The following is a 17656-nucleotide window of genomic DNA, read 5'->3' as shown; positions in this document are numbered from 1 at the left end:
GATGTTGAGATGCGGGTATCCCGGCGTTCCGGATCGACAGTTCTTGCCGCCCTCGTTCTTGCGACCCTCGTTCTGGCCGGCAGCCTCGGCGCAGCACGCATCGCCGCGGCCGACGACCGGGTGGTGCCGACGGATATGACCGAGGTGCGGCTCTCGTTCGCGCCCATCGTCAAGAAGGTCGCGCCGGCCGTCGTCAACGTCTATGCGCAAAAGGTCGTCCGCCAGCAGCAGCGTCTGACGCCGTTCCTCGACGATCCGTTCTTCCGGCATTTCTTCGGCGATCGGGAGAACGGGCGGCCGCGCACCCGCATGCAGCGCTCGCTCGGCTCCGGCGTCGTCATCTCCAAGGACGGCATCATCCTCACCAACAACCACGTCATCCGCGGCGCGGAGGAGGTCCGGGTCGCCTTCAACGACAAGCGCCAGTTCGACTGCGATGTCATCCTCGACGACGACAAGACCGACCTTGCGGTCCTGAAGATCCGCGATCCGAAGGGCGAGAGCTTCCCGTCGGTGGCGATCGGCGATTCGGACGGGCTTGAGGTCGGCGACATCGTTCTGGCCATCGGCAATCCGTTCGGCGTCGGCCAGACGGTGACGCAGGGCATCGTCTCCGCGCTTGCCCGCACCCGGGTCGGCGTCTCCGACTACCAGTTCTTCATCCAGACCGACGCGGCCATCAATCCGGGCAATTCCGGCGGCGCGCTCATCGACATGCGCGGCAACCTCGTCGGCATCAACACGGCGATCTATTCGCGCTCCGGCGGCTCCAACGGCATCGGCTTCGCCATCCCCTCCAACATGGCGCGGCTCGTTGCCGAATCCGCGCGCCAGGGCGGCGATAGCGTGCAGCGGCCCTGGCTCGGCGCCTCGCTGCAGCAGGTCACGGCCGATATCGCCGAAAGCCTCGGCCTCGACCGGCCGGAGGGCGTGCTCGTCGTCGGCGTCATTGCCGGCGGGCCGGCGGAAGCGGCCGGCCTCAAGGTCGGTGATCTCATCGTCACCGTTGACGGCGCCACCGTCGACAGCCCGAACAGCTTCGGCTACCGGTTCGTCACCAAGGGCATTTCCGGCACGACCAAGCTCGGCATCGTGCGCGGCGGGCGCGAAATGGTCGCCGAGGTGGCGTTGCAGCCGGCGCCGGAGACCGTGCCGCGCGACGAGCGGGCGATCGATGGCTATTCGCCCTTTGCCGGCATCACCGTCGCCAACCTCTCACCGGCCGTTGCCGAGGAACTGGACCTCAAGGGCCTCACCGAGGGCGTCGTCATCGTCGCCGTCGACCGGCGCTCGCCGGCGGCCAGCGTCGGCCTCCTGCCCGGCGACGTCATCGTCGACGTCAATGGCGACCGCATCGGGACGACGCGCCAGCTTGAAGGCATTGCGGCGTCCGATCCGCGCACCTGGCGCATCGTCATCAGCCGCAACGGCCAGCTCATCCGCATGGCGTTCCGGGGATAATCCGAGGCTCAATTGTCCGATCTCTTTGCCGCCGCCGGCCTTGAAAACGACGCGCCGCGCCCGCTTGCCGACCGGCTGCGGCCGAAGCGGCTCGCCGATGTCGTCGGCCAGGATCACCTGGTCGGCCCGGACGGCACGCTCACCCGCATGCTGTCGAAGCGCGGCGTCGGCTCGCTTGTCTTCTGGGGGCCGCCCGGCACCGGCAAGACCACCGTCGCGCGGCTTCTCGCCCATGAGACCGACCTTCATTTCGAGCAGGTCTCGGCGATCTTTTCCGGCGTTGCGGACCTGAAAAAACTCTTTGCCGAGGCACGTGGTCGGCGCGCCAGCGGGCGAGGAACACTCCTCTTCGTCGACGAGATCCACCGCTTCAACAAGGCACAGCAGGACGCCTTCCTGCCGGTGATGGAGGACGGCACGGTCACGCTCGTCGGCGCGACGACGGAAAATCCGTCCTTCGAACTCAATGCCGCGCTTCTGTCCCGGGCCCAGGTGCTGGTCTTCAAGCCGCTCGGCGATCCGGCGCTGGAGCGGCTGCTGGAACGGGCCGAGGAGGTCACCGGCGAGCAACTGCCGCTCGACGAGGATGCCCGGCTTGCGATCGTCGGCATGGCCGACGGCGACGGGCGGGCCGTGCTGACGCTCGCCGAGGACGTCTGGCGCGCGGCGGGCGAGGGCGAGGTGTTCGACCGGGAGCGGCTCGTGGAGGTCGTCCAGCGCCGGGCGCCGATCTACGACAAGGGCGATGACGGCCATTACAATCTGATCTCGGCCCTCCACAAGTCGATGCGCGGCTCCGACCCGGACGCGACGCTCTACTATCTCGCCCGCATGCTGGTCGCCGGCGAGAACCCGATGTTCCTTGCCCGCCGGATCATGCGCGCGGCCGTCGAGGACGTCGGCATGGCCGACCCGCAGGCGCTGGTCATCGCCAACGCCGCCAAGGACGCCTTCGACTTCATCGGCACGCCGGAGGGCGAACTGGCACTCGCCGAGGCCGCCGTCTATGTGGCGACGGCGCCGAAATCCAACGCCCTCTACAAGGCCTATGGCGCGGCCGCGCGCCTTGCCCGCGATACCGGTTCGCCGGCGCCGCCGAAGATCATCCTCAACGCACCGACCAGGCTGATGAAGGAGGAGGGCTACGGCGCCGGCTACGAGTACGATCACGACGCACCCGACGCCTTTTCCGGCCAGGACTATTTCCCGCCGGAAATCGGCCGCAAGGAATTCTACGCGCCAGTCGACCGCGGCTTTGAGCGCGAGGTGAAGAAACGCCTCGACTATTGGGCACGGCTCCGGGCCGAGCGCGGGTAGGGCCGTCGCCCTGACACGCCCGCGGGTTGCGCCACGCGGCCGATATCTATATTCGAGAATGCTTATATTCTTCGCGCCGGAGGGCCGCCATGCATCTTCTCGATCACATCTCCCTGCCGATGGTGCTGTTCATCGCGCTCCTCCTCGGCTTCGCGCCGTTCTATCCGGAGCCGCATATCGTCGAAAAAGTCCGCATGCTGATGCAGGGGCAGTTGCGCCGGCCGATCGATATCTTCGATCTCTTCTGGCACACATGGCCGTTCGTGCTGCTGATCCTGAAGCTCATCCGCATGAAGCAGGTCGGGGCGTTTTAGGGGGGGTGTCGGGAGGTGCTCCGCTTTTCCGTCCCTCTCCGTCGTCACCCCGGGTGGAGCGAAGCGGAGACCCGGGGCCCATTGCCCGCCTCGGCACGGTATGCCGTTGCGGGTTGGGCAGGCCTTTGCCAGCACCGTGCTCGGCATCGACGACATACTGTGGCGAGAGGGGCAATAGGCCCCGGCTCGGGGGCCGGGGTGACGACGGAGGTTTGTGTTGGCGCGAGAGATCCATTCTCGCGAGTTGGTTCGCGGCGGATGTTTTCTCGGAGGCTGACGTTTAGGACACTGGCCTTCCCGTCGCCACCCAGACTCCCGTCACCCCGGGCGAGCATCGCGAGACCCGGGGCCTATTGCCCCTCTCGCCACGGTATGTCGTCGGCGATTCGCGAGGCCGCTGTCTGGATTGCTTCGCTGCGCTCGCAATGACGATCTTCTCAATTATATCAGCGTTATCGCGAGGAGGCCGTAAGGCCGACGCGGCGATCCATAGGGTGCTGACGGCAGTCTCCCTTTCCTGTCAAATGCGTTCCGTCTGCCGCAAACTCAGCCATCTCCCCGGGACATACACCTGACCCGGGGCCTATTGCCCCTCACCACACGGCATGCCGTCGGTGGGTCTTTGCAGCGCTTGCTTGGGGCGACACCTCTAAAGAGCCGTGAGGGGCTACTGCGTTGATAGGGGCAATGGATCCCGGCTCTCCGCTTCGCTGCGGCCGGGATGACGACGGAGTGACTGGCGCGGGGTGTCAATTGCGCGGTGGGAACCTGGATGCCTGTCGGGTGGCGTCGGCGGGAACGACCAAAGGAATACCCTGTCGCAAATCCGCCATGTGGCCAAAGCGCTTGCGGTATCCGGGATCGCGCGCTAGCAAGCAGCCATGAAGCACATCCTCCTCGTCTTTCTCGGCGGCGGCACCGGTGCGGCGCTGCGCCACCTCGTCAACATGGCCTCGCTGAAGCTCGCCGGTCCCGGCTTTCCCTTCGGCACGCTGACCGTCAACATCGTCGGCTCGCTCTTGATGGGCATCTTCGTGGAGCTGCTGGCGCTGAAATTCTCCGCCAACACGGACCTGAGGCTCCTCATCGCCACCGGGTTCCTCGGCGGTTTCACCACCTTTTCCGCCTTTTCGCTCGATGCCGCGGTGATGATGGAACGGGGCGCCATGGCATCGGCCGGCTTCTATGTGGTGCTGTCGGTCTTTGCCTCCATCACCGGCCTCTTCGTCGGCATGATGGCGATCCGCATCGCTCTCGGCTGATCACCACGCGGCGATATCGCACTCGACATCGCGCACAACCTGTGTGTCCCTGTCGTCGTGGCGTCACGGGGCTATGGTCCCGTCGCGCCGCCAAAAACAGGTATTTTCTGGAGGAATTGATATGCATCTGAGTGCACCGACCTGGCCGGTCTTCCTGATTTCGCTGATCCTGGCGGTCCTGGCCGTCCTGGTGAAATACGCCATCGTTGCTATTCCGGTTGTCGGCCCCATCATTGCCGGCCACACCTTCGAGGTGCTGGGCATCGCCTACATCCTCATCTTCCTCGGCGTCGTCCTGAGGAGGTTCTGAGGAATTTTGTGAGGTTGGCATGGCGGCGGAGGGCCGGCATGCCTATCTGACGATCGGGCGGCGGCCAGACGGTCCGCCGCCCTTTTCGTTGCGACAGCACGCTTCCGCGTCCTTGCCGAAACGGCCCCGGCGCGATATCGCTTGCGGCGACAATCGAGACGAAACGACATGGCAGGCATCGACTTCGTGTCCGTCAGCGGCGACGAGGCCGGCATGCGCCTCGACCGCTGGTTCAAGACGCACTATCCCGGCATCGGTTTCGCGCAGCTGCAGAAGCTCGTGCGCACCGGACAGGTGCGCGTCGACGGCGGGCGCGCCAAGACCTCGACCCGGCTCGCCGCCGGCCAGTCCGTGCGCGTGCCGCCGCTCGGCGATGTCGCGGCGGCCGAGGCACCGACCAAGGCGCCGCGAAAGCCGACGGGCGACGATGCGGCGTACCTCAAATCGATCACGCTCTATGAAGACCGCGACGTCATGGTGCTGAACAAGCCGGCGGGCCTTGCGGTCCAGGGCGGTTCGGGGCTTTCCACCCATGTCGACAAGATGCTCGACAGCATGCGCGACCGCCAGGGCCAGAAGCCGCGGCTCGTCCACCGGCTCGACCGGGACACGGCCGGCGTCCTCGTCATCGCCAAGACGCGCAAGGCCGCACGCGACCTGTCCACGGCGTTCCGCTCGCGCGACACCAACAAGGTCTACTGGGCGCTCGTTGCCGGCGTGCCGCGGCCGTCGAGCGGGCGCATCTCCACCTACCTCGCCAAGGAGGAGGGGCCGGAGGGCGACCGCATGCGCGTCAGCCGCCACGGCGCGGACGGGGCAAGCCACGCCGTCAGCTTCTATTCCGTCGTCGACCAGGTCGGCCAGAAACTCTCCTGGCTGATGCTGAAGCCGGTCACCGGCCGCACCCACCAGCTTCGCGCCCACACCGCCCATATCGGCCATCCGATCGTTGGCGATCCGAAATATTTCCGGGTCGAGAACTGGGAGCTGCCCGGCGGCATCCAGAACCGGCTGCACCTCTTTGCGCACCGGATCGTCATGCCGCACCCTTCCGGCGGCACCATCGACGTCACGGCGCCGCTGCCGCCGCACATGGCGCAGTCCTTCAATCTCCTCGGCCTCGACCCGGCGGACTATGACGCGGCAGAGGAACTGGAGGGGAACGATGGACGCTGAGGACACGGTCCGGAGGGGACGATGATGGAGGGCGCCGGCTATTCGGTGACGATCTTCGTTGCCCTCGTGGTGGCCGTGACGGCGCTTATCGGTGCCTTTATGGTGTCGCGGCGCGGGGCCTCGAAGATGCTTCGGCCGCGCGGCAGCGACGCGACTGCCGAGGCGCTGTCGGAACTCGCCGCGGAGCTGCGCCGCGCCAACGACCTCCTTGAGGCCCGCGTTGCCGACCACGAGGAACGGCTGAAGCGGCTTGAGCGGGACCACGACCAAAAAATGCCCCGGGATGGCGTTCCCCAAGACGCGCCGGACCGGGACGAGAATTGAGTAAGGCCATGTATCTCATCGTCTTCGACTGCGACGGCACGCTTGTCGATTCGCAGGACATGATCTTTGCCGCGCTGAGCGAGGCGTTTGCCGCCAACGGCCTGCGCGTGCCGCCGCGCGAGGTGGCGCTGTCCATCGTCGGCCTGTCGCTCAACGAGGCGTTCTCGGTGCTGACGCGCAAGACGCCGGATGCGCCGGTCTCCGTGCTCGCCGCCTCCTACAAGGACGCCTTCTTCCGGATGCGCACGGACAAGACCTATCACGAGCCGATGTTCGACGGTGCCATGGCGGCCATCGATGCGCTCGCCGCCCGCGACGACGTGCTGCTGGGGATCGCCACCGGCAAGGCGCGGCGCGGCGTCGATGCGGTGCTCGCCGCCCACGGGCTCGCCGGCCGGTTCGCCTCCATCCAGACCGCCGACGATGCACCCTCGAAGCCCCATCCGGGCATGATCCTCAATGCGATGACCGAGACCGGCGCGGAGCCGCAGAACACGGTCGTCGTCGGCGATACCGGCTTCGATATGGCGATGGCGCGGGCCGCCGGGGCGCGGGCGATCGGCGTTTCCTGGGGCTACCACCCGGTGAAACGGCTGGCCGAGGGCGGCGCGGAGGCCATCATCGACCGTTTCGACGCGCTGCTGCCGGCCGTCTCGGACCTTTTCGCCTGGGAAAGGGTGGCCTGATGCGCGATCTCTTCGACCTGCCGCAGCACGGCGAGGACCCGGTCGAAAAGGCCCGGGCCCACGCACGGCGCGACCTGCCGAAGCGGTTCTACAAGGAGGCCGCGGCGGTCGCAGAAGGCGACGGTCATGCGGTGGTGCTGGACGGAAGGCCGATCCGCACGCCGGCCGGCAGCCGGCTGGTGGTGCCGCATGGGGCGATCGCGGCGGCCATCGCCGCCGAATGGGCGGCGCAGGAGACGGTGATCGATCCGGGCAAGATGCCGCTGACGCGGCTCGCCAATTCGGCCCTTGATGCGGTTGCGCGCGAGGCCGATGCCGTGCGCGGCGAGATCGCCCGCTATGCCGGCGGCGACCTCCTCATCTATCGGGCCGGCAATCCGCAGGAACTGGTGGAGCGCCAGAACGCGCTCTGGAATCCGGTGATTGCCTGGGCCGAGGGACGCTATGCGGGCCGGTTCACGCTCGCCGAAGGCGTCATGCATGTCGACCAGAACGCGGAGGTGCTGACGGCCATCCGCGACAGCCTTGCGCCGGTCGACCCGCTGCCGCTGGCAGCCCTCCATGTGGCGACGACGCTGACCGGCTCGGCGCTGCTGGCGCTTTCGGTCTGGCACGGCGAGCTTTCCGGGGCCGATGCCTGGCAGGCCGCCCATGTGGACGAGGACTGGAACATGCAGCTCTGGGGCCGCGACGAGGAGGCGCTGGAGCGGCGCGCCCATCGTGCGGCGGAGTTCGAGGCCGCGGTCCTCGTCATCGACGCGCTGCGACCGGGGAAGGGGGGCGAATGATCCTCTCCCACCGGCACCGCTTCATTTTCCTGAAGACCAAGAAGACCGCCGGCACCAGCGTGGAGCTGGCACTGTCGCATGTCTGCGGGCCGGACGATGTGGTGACGCCGATTGCCGGCAAGGAAGACGTGAAGAATGCCGGGCATGTGCCGCGCAACTACGACATTCCGCCGGACCGGCGGCCGTGGTTCTGGCGCCTGAAGAAACTCTGGGGCGCCGACGACCGCCATGCCGGGCTCTGCTACTGGAACCACATGACGGCGGAGCAGGTGCGGAACCGGGCGGGTGCGAAGACGTTCGACGCCTACCGCAAGGTGTCCATTGAGCGGAACCCTTGGGACCGGGAGGTCTCCTACTATTTCTGGCTCTACAAGAAGGCGGACACCCGGCCGACCTTCGAGGAGTTCGTGCTGACCGACAAATGGCGCAAACCGGTCAACAATTTCGAGATATACAGCCTGAAGAGCCGGATCGTCGCCGACGTGGTCCTGCGCTATGAACGGCTGTCGGAGGATTTTGCGGCCTTCGTCGGCGACCTCGGCATTGCCGATCCGCCGGAGCTGCCGCACGCCAAGACGGGCGTGCGGCCGGACGGGGCCGGGGACTATCGCAGCTTCTATACGGACGAGACGCGCGAGGCCGTGGGCAGGATCTACGCCCGCGAGATCGCCGCCTTCGGCTACACATTCGAGGCGCCGGCCCGCATCCCATGATCGTCTCCCACGCCCATCAGTTCATCTTCCTGAAGACCCGCAAGACGGGCGGGACCAGCGTGGAACTGGCGCTGTCGACGGTCTGCGGGCCGGACGACGTGATCACCTGGCTCGGGCGGGACGAGACGTTGCGCGAGGGACGGGGGCCGCAGAACACGGAGCCGGCGCGGAGCACGTTGCCGCTCGATTTGAGGCTGCGTCTGATGCTCGGTGCCAACGCACGGGCGATCGGTGCGGTCTACGCCAACCACATGCCGGCGCGGCCGGCGCGGCGGCTGATCGGGCAGAGCGCCTGGGACCGCTATTTCAAGTTTTCCATCGAGCGCAATCCCTGGGACCGGCAGGTCTCCTACTATTATTACCGCTGCCGCGATCCAAAGACCCGGCCCGACTTCAAGACCTGGCTGATCGATCCGAGGTGGAAGGCGCGGATCGATAATTTCCGTATCTACGGCATCGACGGGACAATCGTCGTCGATCAGGTTCTGCGCTACGAGACACTGTCGGCGGATTTCGCCGCCGCAATGGCGCGGATCGGCATCGAAAACCCGCCGGAGCTGCCGCATGCCAAGGCCAAGGCGCGGCCCAGGAAAGAAGACTACCGGAGCCACTATGACGACGAGACCCGGGAACTGGTCGGCGACTGGTACGCCCGGGAAATCGCCGCCTTCGGCTTCAGCTTCGACGGCGTTGCGGCCGTGACGCCAGCAGAACCGGCGGAGGCCGGCGCATGATCCTGTCCCATGAGCATCGCTTCATCTTCCTGAAGACCCGCAAGACCGCCGGCACCAGCATCGAGCTGGCGCTGTCGCAGATCTGCGGGGAAAAGGACATCCTCACCCGGGTCAGCCCGCGCGACGAGGCGATGCGCGAGACACTGCCGGGACCGAACGCCCAGAACTGGCTGGCGCCGGGCATGCGCATCAACCGGCCGGAGCGCGTCCTCGGCCGGCTGCTTGGCCAGCACACGCGCGGGCGCGGCTATTTCAACCACGTGCCGGCGCGCGAGGTGCTGCGGCTCGTCGGCCCGCGCATCTGGCGCAGCTATTTCAAGATCACCGTGGAGCGCAATCCCTGGGACCGCCAGGTCTCGCTCTATTACTGGCGCTACCCGGAGGCGGACAAGCGGCCGACATTCGAGACCTTCATCACCTCGCCGCGCTGGCGCAAGAAGGTCGACAATTTTTCCATCTACAGCCTTGCCGGCCGGCCGGCCGTCGATTTCGTCATTCGTTACGAACACCTCGCCGAAGACGTCGCGGAAGTGTTCCACCGGCTCGGCATCCAGGACCCGCCGCAGCTTCCCGCGACCAAGAGCGGGACCCGCACCGACCGGCGCCACTACCGCGACCATTACACCGACAAGACCCGCGACATCGTCGCCGGCTGGTACCGCGACGAAATCGCGGCCTTCGGCTATCGGTTCTGACACGCCTCTGTCATAAAGGCTCCTTCTGCCGGGCCCCAGAACACAACGCCACCATGATCGTCTCGCACCGCCACCGCTTCATCTTCCTCAAGACCTACAAGACCGCCGGATCCAGCATGGAGGTGCTGTTCTCGCGCTATTGCGGGCCGCAGGACATCGTCACGCCGCTGATGCCGGAGGACGAGGCGCTGAGGTCGGACCACGGGCCGCGGAACTACAAATGGCCGTGGTGGCAGTGGCCGCTGCGCGGCAAGATCAAGTCGCTGAAGGGCAAGAACCCCGGCGTGCGCTGGACCGGCTACTATGCCCACATGCCGGCACGGCCGATGCGGCGCTATCTCGGGCGGCAGATCTGGGACAGCTATTTCAAGTTTTCCATCGAGCGCAATCCCTGGGACCGGCAGGTCTCGATCTATTTCTGGCGCACGCGGAACCTTGCCGAGCGGCCGAGCTTCACCGAGTACATGCACTCCGAAGATCGCCGGGTGCGGCTTCGGAACTTCGACATCTACTCGATCGACAACCGCATCGTCGCCGACGATGTCATCCTCTATCACGACATGCAGGCCGGCCTCGACCGCATCTTCGACCGGCTCGGCCTTGAGCCGCCGGACGCCATCCCCGGCGCCAAGACCGGTCACCGGGCCGAGCGCGACTACCGCCAGCACTTCACTGACGAGACGCGGGAGATGGTGGCGAAATGGTACAAGCGCGAGATCGAGGCCTTCGGGTTTGAGTTTTAGCTTCAACGGCCATTGATCGCCGACCCTTGCGCGGGTGGGAAAGCCGCGTCTTCCATATCCTCCACACATGCAGGACCGAAAGTCGTCAATGCCCGTTGGTTGCCGCCACGCTGATCCGGCTTGTGGCCTTCGCGCTCCGGCACCCACCCACTCCGCGTCACCACCGGGCTTGACCCGGTGGTCCATGATGACGTGCGGCGAACATCGGCTTAACGGTTTGATATCAACGGTCCTATGGATTGCTGGGCTTGACCTGGCAGTCCATGCGGTACCAACAGAATGTTCCGAAAGGCCTCATGGATTGCCGTGTCAAGCACGGCAATGACGCCTGAGAGAGATGGAGGTGGGCGGACAGATACGCCCCTTCATTGCCCGGTTGTTCGGCATCAGTCGATGTTTCGAGCGATGCATTCGCCGACGCCGCCCGATGCCGGACATCCGCCGCGCCGACCCGCGTATCCCCGACCAAAGGCGAAGCCGGCAAAGCGCTTGGCCCGCTTTTGCGCCCCTTTGGCGTATGCTAAGGAATTCCCAAACACATGAAGACAAAGGGATAGGGCGCCTCGATGAAGGAGATCCTCGCGGAACTGGAAAAACGGCGCGCTGTCGCGCGGATCGGCGGCGGCCAGAAGCGGATCGACGCGCAGCACGAGCGCGGCAAGCTGACCGCGCGCGAGCGCATCAGCGTCCTCCTCGATCCGGACTCCTTCGAAGAAGTCGACATGTTCGTGCAGCACCGCTGCCACGATTTCGGCATGGACGAGTCGACGATCCCAGGCGACGGCGTCGTCACCGGCTCCGGCACCATCAACGGCCGCACGGTCTATGTCTTTGCCAAGGACTTCACCGTCTTCGGCGGCTCGCTGTCGGAGGCGCACGCCCACAAGATCACCAAGATCCAGGACATGGCGCTGAAGAACCGGGCGCCGATCATCGGCCTGTTCGATGCCGGCGGCGCGCGCATCCAGGAGGGCGTCGCGGCGCTGGGCGGCTATGGCGAGGTGTTCCAGCGCAACGTGCTGGCCTCCGGCGTCATCCCGCAGATCTCCGTCATCATGGGCCCCTGCGCGGGCGGCGACGTCTATTCGCCGGCGATGACCGACTTCATCTTCATGGTGCGCGACACCAGCTACATGTTCGTCACCGGGCCGGACGTGGTGAAGACCGTGACCAACGAGACGGTGACGGCCGAGGAACTCGGCGGTGCCTCGATCCACACCACCAAGTCGTCGATCTCCGACGGCGGCTACGACAACGATCTCGCCGCCCTGCAGCAGATGCGCCGGCTGATCAACTATCTGCCCATGAACAATATGGGCGAGATCCCGGAGATCATCTCCTATGACGATCCGGACCGGCGCGACCACTCGCTCGACACCCTGATCCCGAATAATCCCAACCGGCCCTACGACATGAAGGAATTGATCCTGAAGGTCGTCGACGAGGCGGATTTCTTCGAGATCCAGGAGAATTTCGCCAAGAACATGGTGGTCGGGTTCGGGCGCATCGAAGGCCGCACGGTGGGCTTCGTCGCCAACCAGCCGATGGTGCTGGCCGGCGTCCTGGATTCCGACGCCAGCCGCAAGGCGGCGCGGTTCGTGCGCTTCTGCGACTGCTTCAACATCCCGATCGTCACCTTCGTCGACGTGCCGGGCTTCCTGCCGGGAACGGCGCAGGAGTATGGCGGCCTCATCAAGCATGGTGCCAAGCTCCTCTTCGCCTTTGCCGAATGCACGGTGCCGAAGATCACCGTCATCACCCGCAAGGCCTATGGCGGCGCCTATGACGTGATGTCGTCCAAGCACCTGCGCGGCGACGTCAATTACGCCTGGCCGACGGCGGAGATCGCGGTGATGGGCGCCAAGGGCGCGGTGGAGATCCTCTATCGCTCCGAACTCGGCGACAAGGACAAGATCGCCGCCCGCACCAAGCTCTACGAGGACCGCTTCGCCAACCCGTTCGTCGCCGCCGAGCGCGGCTATATCGACGAGGTGATCATGCCGCATTCGACGCGGCAGCGGGTCTCGCGCGCGCTCCGGCTGCTGCGCGACAAGACGCTGGAAAATCCCTGGAAGAAGCACGACAACATCCCGCTCTAAAGCATGTTGCGGTTTTTCTGAAACACGCAACATGCGTTAGGTCTTTGTTTTGACGCGATTTCTTATCCAAAAAGTCTATCAACTTTTTGGGAAAGCGCTTTAGGGACAGGCCGGCGGCGGCACCTCGGGAGGCCGCTGCAGGGCGCTTCGGCAAGAAATCTCTTCGGGATTTCGCGTGGCGGACGGTTGCGGCTGCAACGCCGCGCAACAGTGCGTCCGGATGACGCTGATATTTGCTGAACAGATAGAAGTTTTCTTATATGATAATTCATGGTGGCGCCGGGTGACGGCGCCCGTGCCGTGCGCATGGCCGCCAGGTGCCCGTGATGGTGCCGCCCGGCCGAAGAAACGCTCCCGCCGACCCGGGAGCCATCGCGCGGCTTCTGGCATTGCCGCAACGTAACGGCCGGAAACAGGCCGGGGCCGTGCTGACAACGACAACGGAACGCGCGCGCCGGCAACGGGCCGGCGGGCGGACGGTTCCGGTTTGGGGAAGGAAGCGCGGCCATGGCGAAAAAAGGCACCACCAGCACGGATACTCCATCGAGCGACGACGGCCAGCGGGCCGCCGCATCCGGTCCGGACGCGAGCGAGGCTCCCGCGGACGCCGTTGTCGAGGCGTCATCGGGCGAGACGGCGACAGGCGAGGCGGCGCCGGGCGAGGGGGGCGACGATCCCTGCCGCACGGTGACGATGCCGGTCCATGCGCTGGAGCGCTTCGTCTCCTCCTTCGAGCGTAGCGCCAGGCGCTGGGAGTTCATCGCCTATCCGGCCCTCCTGTGCATGGTGGTCCTGCTCGCCTATGGCTTCTTCCTCATCTACAGCCTGACACACGACATCCGGCAGATCGCCGAGCGGTTCGACCCGGACATGGGCGTGCACATGACCGAGCTCGCCAAATCCATGGAGGAGATGACCAAGACCATGGACGCCATGACGATCCGGGTCTCGGCAATGGCCGGCCACACCGACAAGATGACCGGCCAGATGGCCAATCTCGACACCATGCGTCCGCTCTACGAGCAGATGGTCGCCATGAACAAGAAGATGGAGCACATCAAGGAGATGACCCAGATCCGCCAGGAGCTGGTGCAGATGAACGGCAAGATGAGCTACATGACGGCGGATATGGGGCGCATGCGCCACGACATGGCGGTGATGAACCAGTCCGTCTCGCGGCCGATGTCGTTCATGAACTCGTTCATGCCCTGGTAGGCAAGCCCCCGCGGGCTTTCACGGCGCCGGGACGGCCAGTGCCGCGGCGTCGCAAAACCTGCCGACTCACAACGAAACGGAACGATGACACCGGGTCGCAACCGGGGCCTGCGGCCGTGCTGCCGGTTGCGGGCGGCCGGGCGAGGGGGTAGACGAGGGGGCTTGTGCTGCCGCCTCCGGCGAGGCGGCGTGTCCCCGATGCCTCTCGAGCGGCTCTTGCCCGATCGGACCTGCCGCGATGATCCTGTCGCACGAACACCGCTTCATCTACATCAAGACCTACAAGACCGCCTCGACCTCCATCGAGGCGGCGCTCAGCGAGGTCTGCGGCCCGGACGACGTCATCACGCCAGCCTCCAAGGCCTTGATGAAGGTGAGGAAGGACGAGCGGGCCCAGAACTGGCGGCTGGACCATCCGATGGTGCCGAAGCGCCCGCTGGTCAAGCGCCTGCTGGGGCGCCCGGAGCGCGCCTACCACCCGAGCGTCGGCTTTTACGAGCACATGCCGGCCTGGCGGGTCCGCGCCTATGTGGGCGAGGACATCTGGAACAGCTATTACAAGTTCAGTTTCGAGCGGAATCCCTGGGACCGGCAGGTCTCCTGGTACTATTACAAGACCAAGTCGAAGGAGCCGCGGCCATCCTTCGACGATTTCCTGCGCAATCCGAAGCGCGCCTATGTGGAGAATTTCGATCTCTACGCGATCGACGATGCGATCGCGCTCGATTTCGTCGGCCGCTACGAGCTTCTTTCGGAAGATTTTGCTGCCGTGCTCGACGCCGTCGGCCTTTCCGGCCGGGTTTCCCTGCCGGTCAGCAACGTCTCCGGCGGACGCGAAGGCGACTATCGCAGCTATTATACCGAGCACACGCGGACCATGGTCGGCGGCTGGTACCGGCGCGAGATCGAGGCTTTCGGCTACCTGTTCTGACGCGCTTTGCGGTTGCGGGTCTCTGATCCTGCCCGTTGCGGGCCTTGGTCAAAGGACTGAGTTGCCGACGTCCCTGCGACCCCTTAAAACGCGAGAAAACCAATTGCCTTAAAAAAGGGATGGGACGTCCATGTTCGACAAGATCCTGATTGCCAATCGCGGCGAGATCGCCTGCCGGATCATCAAGACCTGCCGGACGATGGGCATCAAGACGGTCGCCGTCCATTCCGAGGCCGACAAGGACGCCCTGCATGTGGAGATGGCCGACGAGGCCGTCCATATCGGCCCGGCGGCCGCCGCGGAGTCCTATCTCGTTGCCGACAAGATCCTCGCCGCCTGCAAGCAGACCGGCGCCGATGCCGTCCATCCCGGCTACGGCTTCCTGTCGGAGCGGGCGAGCTTTCCGGAGATGCTGAAGGCGGCCGGCATCGTCTTCATCGGCCCGCATCCGGACGCCATCAAGGCGATGGGCGACAAGATCGAGTCCAAGAAGGTCGCGGCCGAGGCCGGCGTTTCCACCGTGCCCGGCTATCTCGGCGTCATCGGCTCGCCCGACGAGGCGGTCAAGATCGCCCGGGAGATCGGCTATCCGGTGATGATCAAGGCGTCGGCCGGCGGCGGCGGCAAGGGCATGCGCGTCGCCTGGTCCGACGACGAGGTGCGCGACGGCTTCGCCCGCTCCAAGTCCGAGGCCGCAAGCTCCTTCGGCGACGACCGCGTCTTCATCGAAAAGTTCATCGAGAACCCGCGCCATGTCGAGATCCAGGTGCTCGGCGACAAGCACGGCAACGCCATCCATCTCGGCGAGCGCGAATGCTCCATCCAGCGCCGCAACCAGAAGGTCGTCGAGGAGGCGCCGTCGCCGCTGCTCGACGCGGAGACGCGGGCCAAGATGGGCGCCCAGGCCGTGGCGCTGGCCAAGGCCGTCGGCTACGACTCGGCCGGCACCGTGGAGTTCGTCGCCGGCCAGGACAAGAGCTTCTATTTCCTGGAGATGAACACCCGCCTGCAGGTCGAGCATCCGGTGACCGAACTGATCACCGGCATCGACCTCGTCGAACAGATGATCCGCATCGCCAACGGCGAGCGGCTGACGCTGACCCAGGACGACGTCGTGCTCAATGGCTGGGCGGTGGAGAGCCGGGTCTATGCCGAGGATCCCTATCGCAACTTCCTGCCGTCGATCGGCCGGCTGGTGCGCTGCCGCCCGCCGGAGGAGGCGCGCAGCGACGAGGCGACCGTCAGGGTCGACACGGGCGTGGAAGAGGGCGACGAGATCTCCATGTTCTACGACCCGATGATCGCCAAGCTGGTCACCCACGCGCCGACCCGCGCCGGCGCCATCCATGCCCAGGCCGATGCGCTCGACGCCTATCTGATCGACGGCATCGAGCACAACATCCCGTTCCTGTCCGGTCTGATGCAGCATCCGCGCTGGACCGAGGGCAATCTCTCCACCGGTTTCATCGCCGAGGAGTATCCGGAGGGCTTTGCCAGCATCCCGACGACGGCGGAGACGGAGAAGGTGCTGGCCGCCGTGGCGCTGTCGGTGGAACTCATCAACAAGGAGCGCTTCGACCACCTGCCGGGCCGGCTGCGCCCGCATACCGGCCGGGTGCGCGAGGACTGGGTGGTGTCGCTGGAGCGCGACGTGCGCGAGCTCGACCACTCCAAGCACCACGAAAAGGACTATGTGGCGGTCAAGCTTGTGGAAGGCTATCCGACCGTGCCGATCGAGATCGACCTGACCTTCGACGAGGCGGACGTCAAGCCGATGACCGTGCGCTCCGACTGGGCACCCGGCGAGGCGCTGTGGCTCGGCACCGTCGGGACCCGCGAGGTGACGGCCCAGGTCCGTCCGGTCCAGAACGGCTACAACATCTCCTGGCGCGGCCTTGCCATGACGGCCCGGGTGATGAGCCCGACAATGGCCGAGCTCGACCGCCTGATGCCGATCAAGCTGCCGCCCGACACCTCCAAGATGCTGCTCTGCCCGATGCCGGGCCTCGTCGTCTCGCTCAATGTGACGGAGGGCCAGGAGGTCAAGGCGGGCGAGGCGCTGGCCATCGTGGAGGCCATGAAGATGGAAAACGTGCTCCGCGCCGAGCGCGACCTCGTCGTCTCCAAGATCACCTGCGAGCCCGGCGACAGCCTCGCCGTCGACGCGGTGATCATGGAGTTTGAGTAGAAGATTTTTTTGCTCACAGTGGGTTTTCTGTCTCACGGTTGAGCGCTCGCTTGCGCTCGCTAACCTCCGACGGGGCGGCGCATGAGCGCCGGCGGCCGTTCGGCCTTGCGAAGCTTGACGGCTTCGATCTCTTGTCTCACGCCAGGCTCGCTGTCGCTCGCGGCTCCGACGGGGCGGCGCATGGGCGCCGACGGCCGGTCGGCCTTGCGAAGCCTGAAGGCTTCGATCTCTTGTCTCACGCCAGGCTCGCTGTCGCTCGCGGCTCCGACGGGGCGGCGCATCGGCGCCGGCGGCCGGTCGGCCTTGCGAAGCCTTGTGGCTTCGATCTCTTGTCTCACGCCAGGCTCGCTATCGCTCGCGGCTCCGACGGGGCGGCGCATGGGCGCCGGCGGCCGGTCGGCCTTGCGAAGCCTGACGGCTTCGATAGGTGCCGCTTCAAACTCAGCCGTCATCCCGGCCGGAGCGAAGCGGAGAGCCGGGACCCATTGCCCACCGCGGCACGGTAGTCCATTGCGGGGCTTGGCACGGCCTTCGTCCTGGTAAGTTCCCACCTTCGCTAACCGACGACATACTGCGTTGAGACGGGCAATAGGCCCCGGCTCAAGTGTATGTCCCGGAGAGATGATTGACAGGTGTTCGGGGACATGGCTGACAGTCATTGATGATCGTTTTGGGTATGGTTGAGGTCAATGGTTGCGAT

The 17656-nt window shown here is 65.9% G+C and carries 17 protein-coding genes; all 17 read left to right on the top strand.

Features of this window, described 5'->3' with window-relative positions; genetic code table 11:
* Nucleotides 1-9: 9 nt before the first annotated feature.
* The gene (locus M2319_RS22615; RefSeq protein WP_264603747.1) at nt 10-1461 is read left to right on the top strand and encodes a DegQ family serine endoprotease; all 1452 of its coding nucleotides are present in this window, start codon (nt 10-12) and stop codon (nt 1459-1461) included.
* A gap of 12 nt (nt 1462-1473) precedes the next feature.
* Nucleotides 1474-2778 carry a replication-associated recombination protein A gene (locus M2319_RS22610; protein WP_264603746.1) on the top strand — a complete coding sequence of 435 codons (1305 nt, stop codon included), beginning with the start codon at nt 1474-1476 and terminating at the stop codon, nt 2776-2778.
* A gap of 89 nt (nt 2779-2867) precedes the next feature.
* Nucleotides 2868-3092, top strand: coding sequence for a hypothetical protein (locus tag M2319_RS22605; RefSeq protein WP_264603745.1), 225 nt, complete (start codon nt 2868-2870; stop codon nt 3090-3092).
* An 881-nt stretch (nt 3093-3973) separates the two neighbouring features.
* Entirely contained in the window at nt 3974-4354 is a 381-nt protein-coding gene (gene crcB, locus M2319_RS22600; RefSeq protein WP_264603744.1) for a fluoride efflux transporter CrcB, read from the top strand.
* A 121-nt stretch (nt 4355-4475) separates the two neighbouring features.
* A complete protein-coding gene (locus tag M2319_RS22595) occupies nt 4476-4664 on the top strand; it encodes a hypothetical protein (protein ID WP_264603743.1) in 189 nt (62 codons plus the stop codon).
* A gap of 168 nt (nt 4665-4832) precedes the next feature.
* Complete coding sequence (locus M2319_RS22590; RefSeq protein WP_264603742.1) at nt 4833-5840, top strand: RluA family pseudouridine synthase; 1008 nt, start codon at nt 4833-4835, stop codon at nt 5838-5840.
* Between the two features lie 21 nt (nt 5841-5861).
* Nucleotides 5862-6164, top strand: coding sequence for a hypothetical protein (locus tag M2319_RS22585; RefSeq protein WP_264603741.1), 303 nt, complete (start codon nt 5862-5864; stop codon nt 6162-6164).
* A complete protein-coding gene (locus tag M2319_RS22580; RefSeq protein ID WP_319801811.1) occupies nt 6161-6850 on the top strand; it encodes an HAD-IA family hydrolase in 690 nt (229 codons plus the stop codon). The genes M2319_RS22585 and M2319_RS22580 overlap by 4 nt, the downstream gene beginning before the upstream one ends.
* Nucleotides 6850-7638, top strand: coding sequence for an ATP12 family chaperone protein (locus tag M2319_RS22575; protein WP_264603740.1), 789 nt, complete (start codon nt 6850-6852; stop codon nt 7636-7638). Before M2319_RS22580 ends, M2319_RS22575 begins: the two co-directional genes overlap by 1 nt.
* Nucleotides 7635-8351, top strand: coding sequence for a sulfotransferase family protein (locus tag M2319_RS22570; RefSeq protein WP_264603739.1), 717 nt, complete (start codon nt 7635-7637; stop codon nt 8349-8351). Before M2319_RS22575 ends, M2319_RS22570 begins: the two co-directional genes overlap by 4 nt.
* A complete protein-coding gene (locus M2319_RS22565; protein ID WP_264603738.1) occupies nt 8348-9085 on the top strand; it encodes a sulfotransferase family protein in 738 nt (245 codons plus the stop codon). Before M2319_RS22570 ends, M2319_RS22565 begins: the two co-directional genes overlap by 4 nt.
* Nucleotides 9082-9780: a sulfotransferase family protein gene (locus M2319_RS22560; protein ID WP_264603737.1), complete on the top strand. Its 699-nt coding sequence runs from the start codon at nt 9082-9084 to the stop codon at nt 9778-9780. The genes M2319_RS22565 and M2319_RS22560 overlap by 4 nt, the downstream gene beginning before the upstream one ends.
* Before the next feature lie 53 nt (nt 9781-9833).
* Nucleotides 9834-10523: a sulfotransferase family protein gene (locus tag M2319_RS22555; RefSeq protein ID WP_264603736.1), complete on the top strand. Its 690-nt coding sequence runs from the start codon at nt 9834-9836 to the stop codon at nt 10521-10523.
* A 566-nt stretch (nt 10524-11089) separates the two neighbouring features.
* Nucleotides 11090-12622, top strand: coding sequence for an acyl-CoA carboxylase subunit beta (locus M2319_RS22550; RefSeq protein ID WP_264603735.1), 1533 nt, complete (start codon nt 11090-11092; stop codon nt 12620-12622).
* A gap of 507 nt (nt 12623-13129) precedes the next feature.
* Nucleotides 13130-13837 (top strand): hypothetical protein, encoded by a 708-nt coding sequence (locus M2319_RS22545; RefSeq protein WP_264603734.1) that lies wholly within the window; start codon nt 13130-13132, stop codon nt 13835-13837.
* A gap of 238 nt (nt 13838-14075) precedes the next feature.
* Nucleotides 14076-14768, top strand: a complete 693-nt coding sequence (locus M2319_RS22540) for a sulfotransferase family protein (protein ID WP_264603733.1) — start codon at nt 14076-14078, stop codon at nt 14766-14768.
* A gap of 130 nt (nt 14769-14898) precedes the next feature.
* Nucleotides 14899-16956 (top strand): acetyl-CoA carboxylase biotin carboxylase subunit, encoded by a 2058-nt coding sequence (locus M2319_RS22535; protein WP_264603732.1) that lies wholly within the window; start codon nt 14899-14901, stop codon nt 16954-16956.
* The last annotated feature ends 700 nt before the right edge of the window (nt 16957-17656 follow it).

Origin of the sequence: Rhodobium gokarnense, assembly GCF_025961475.1 — a bacterium.
Lineage (GTDB): Bacteria > Pseudomonadota > Alphaproteobacteria > Rhizobiales > Rhodobiaceae > Rhodobium > Rhodobium gokarnense.
The sequence above is the reverse complement of the archived record's forward strand: the minus strand, read 5'-3'. Positions and strand labels throughout refer to the sequence as shown.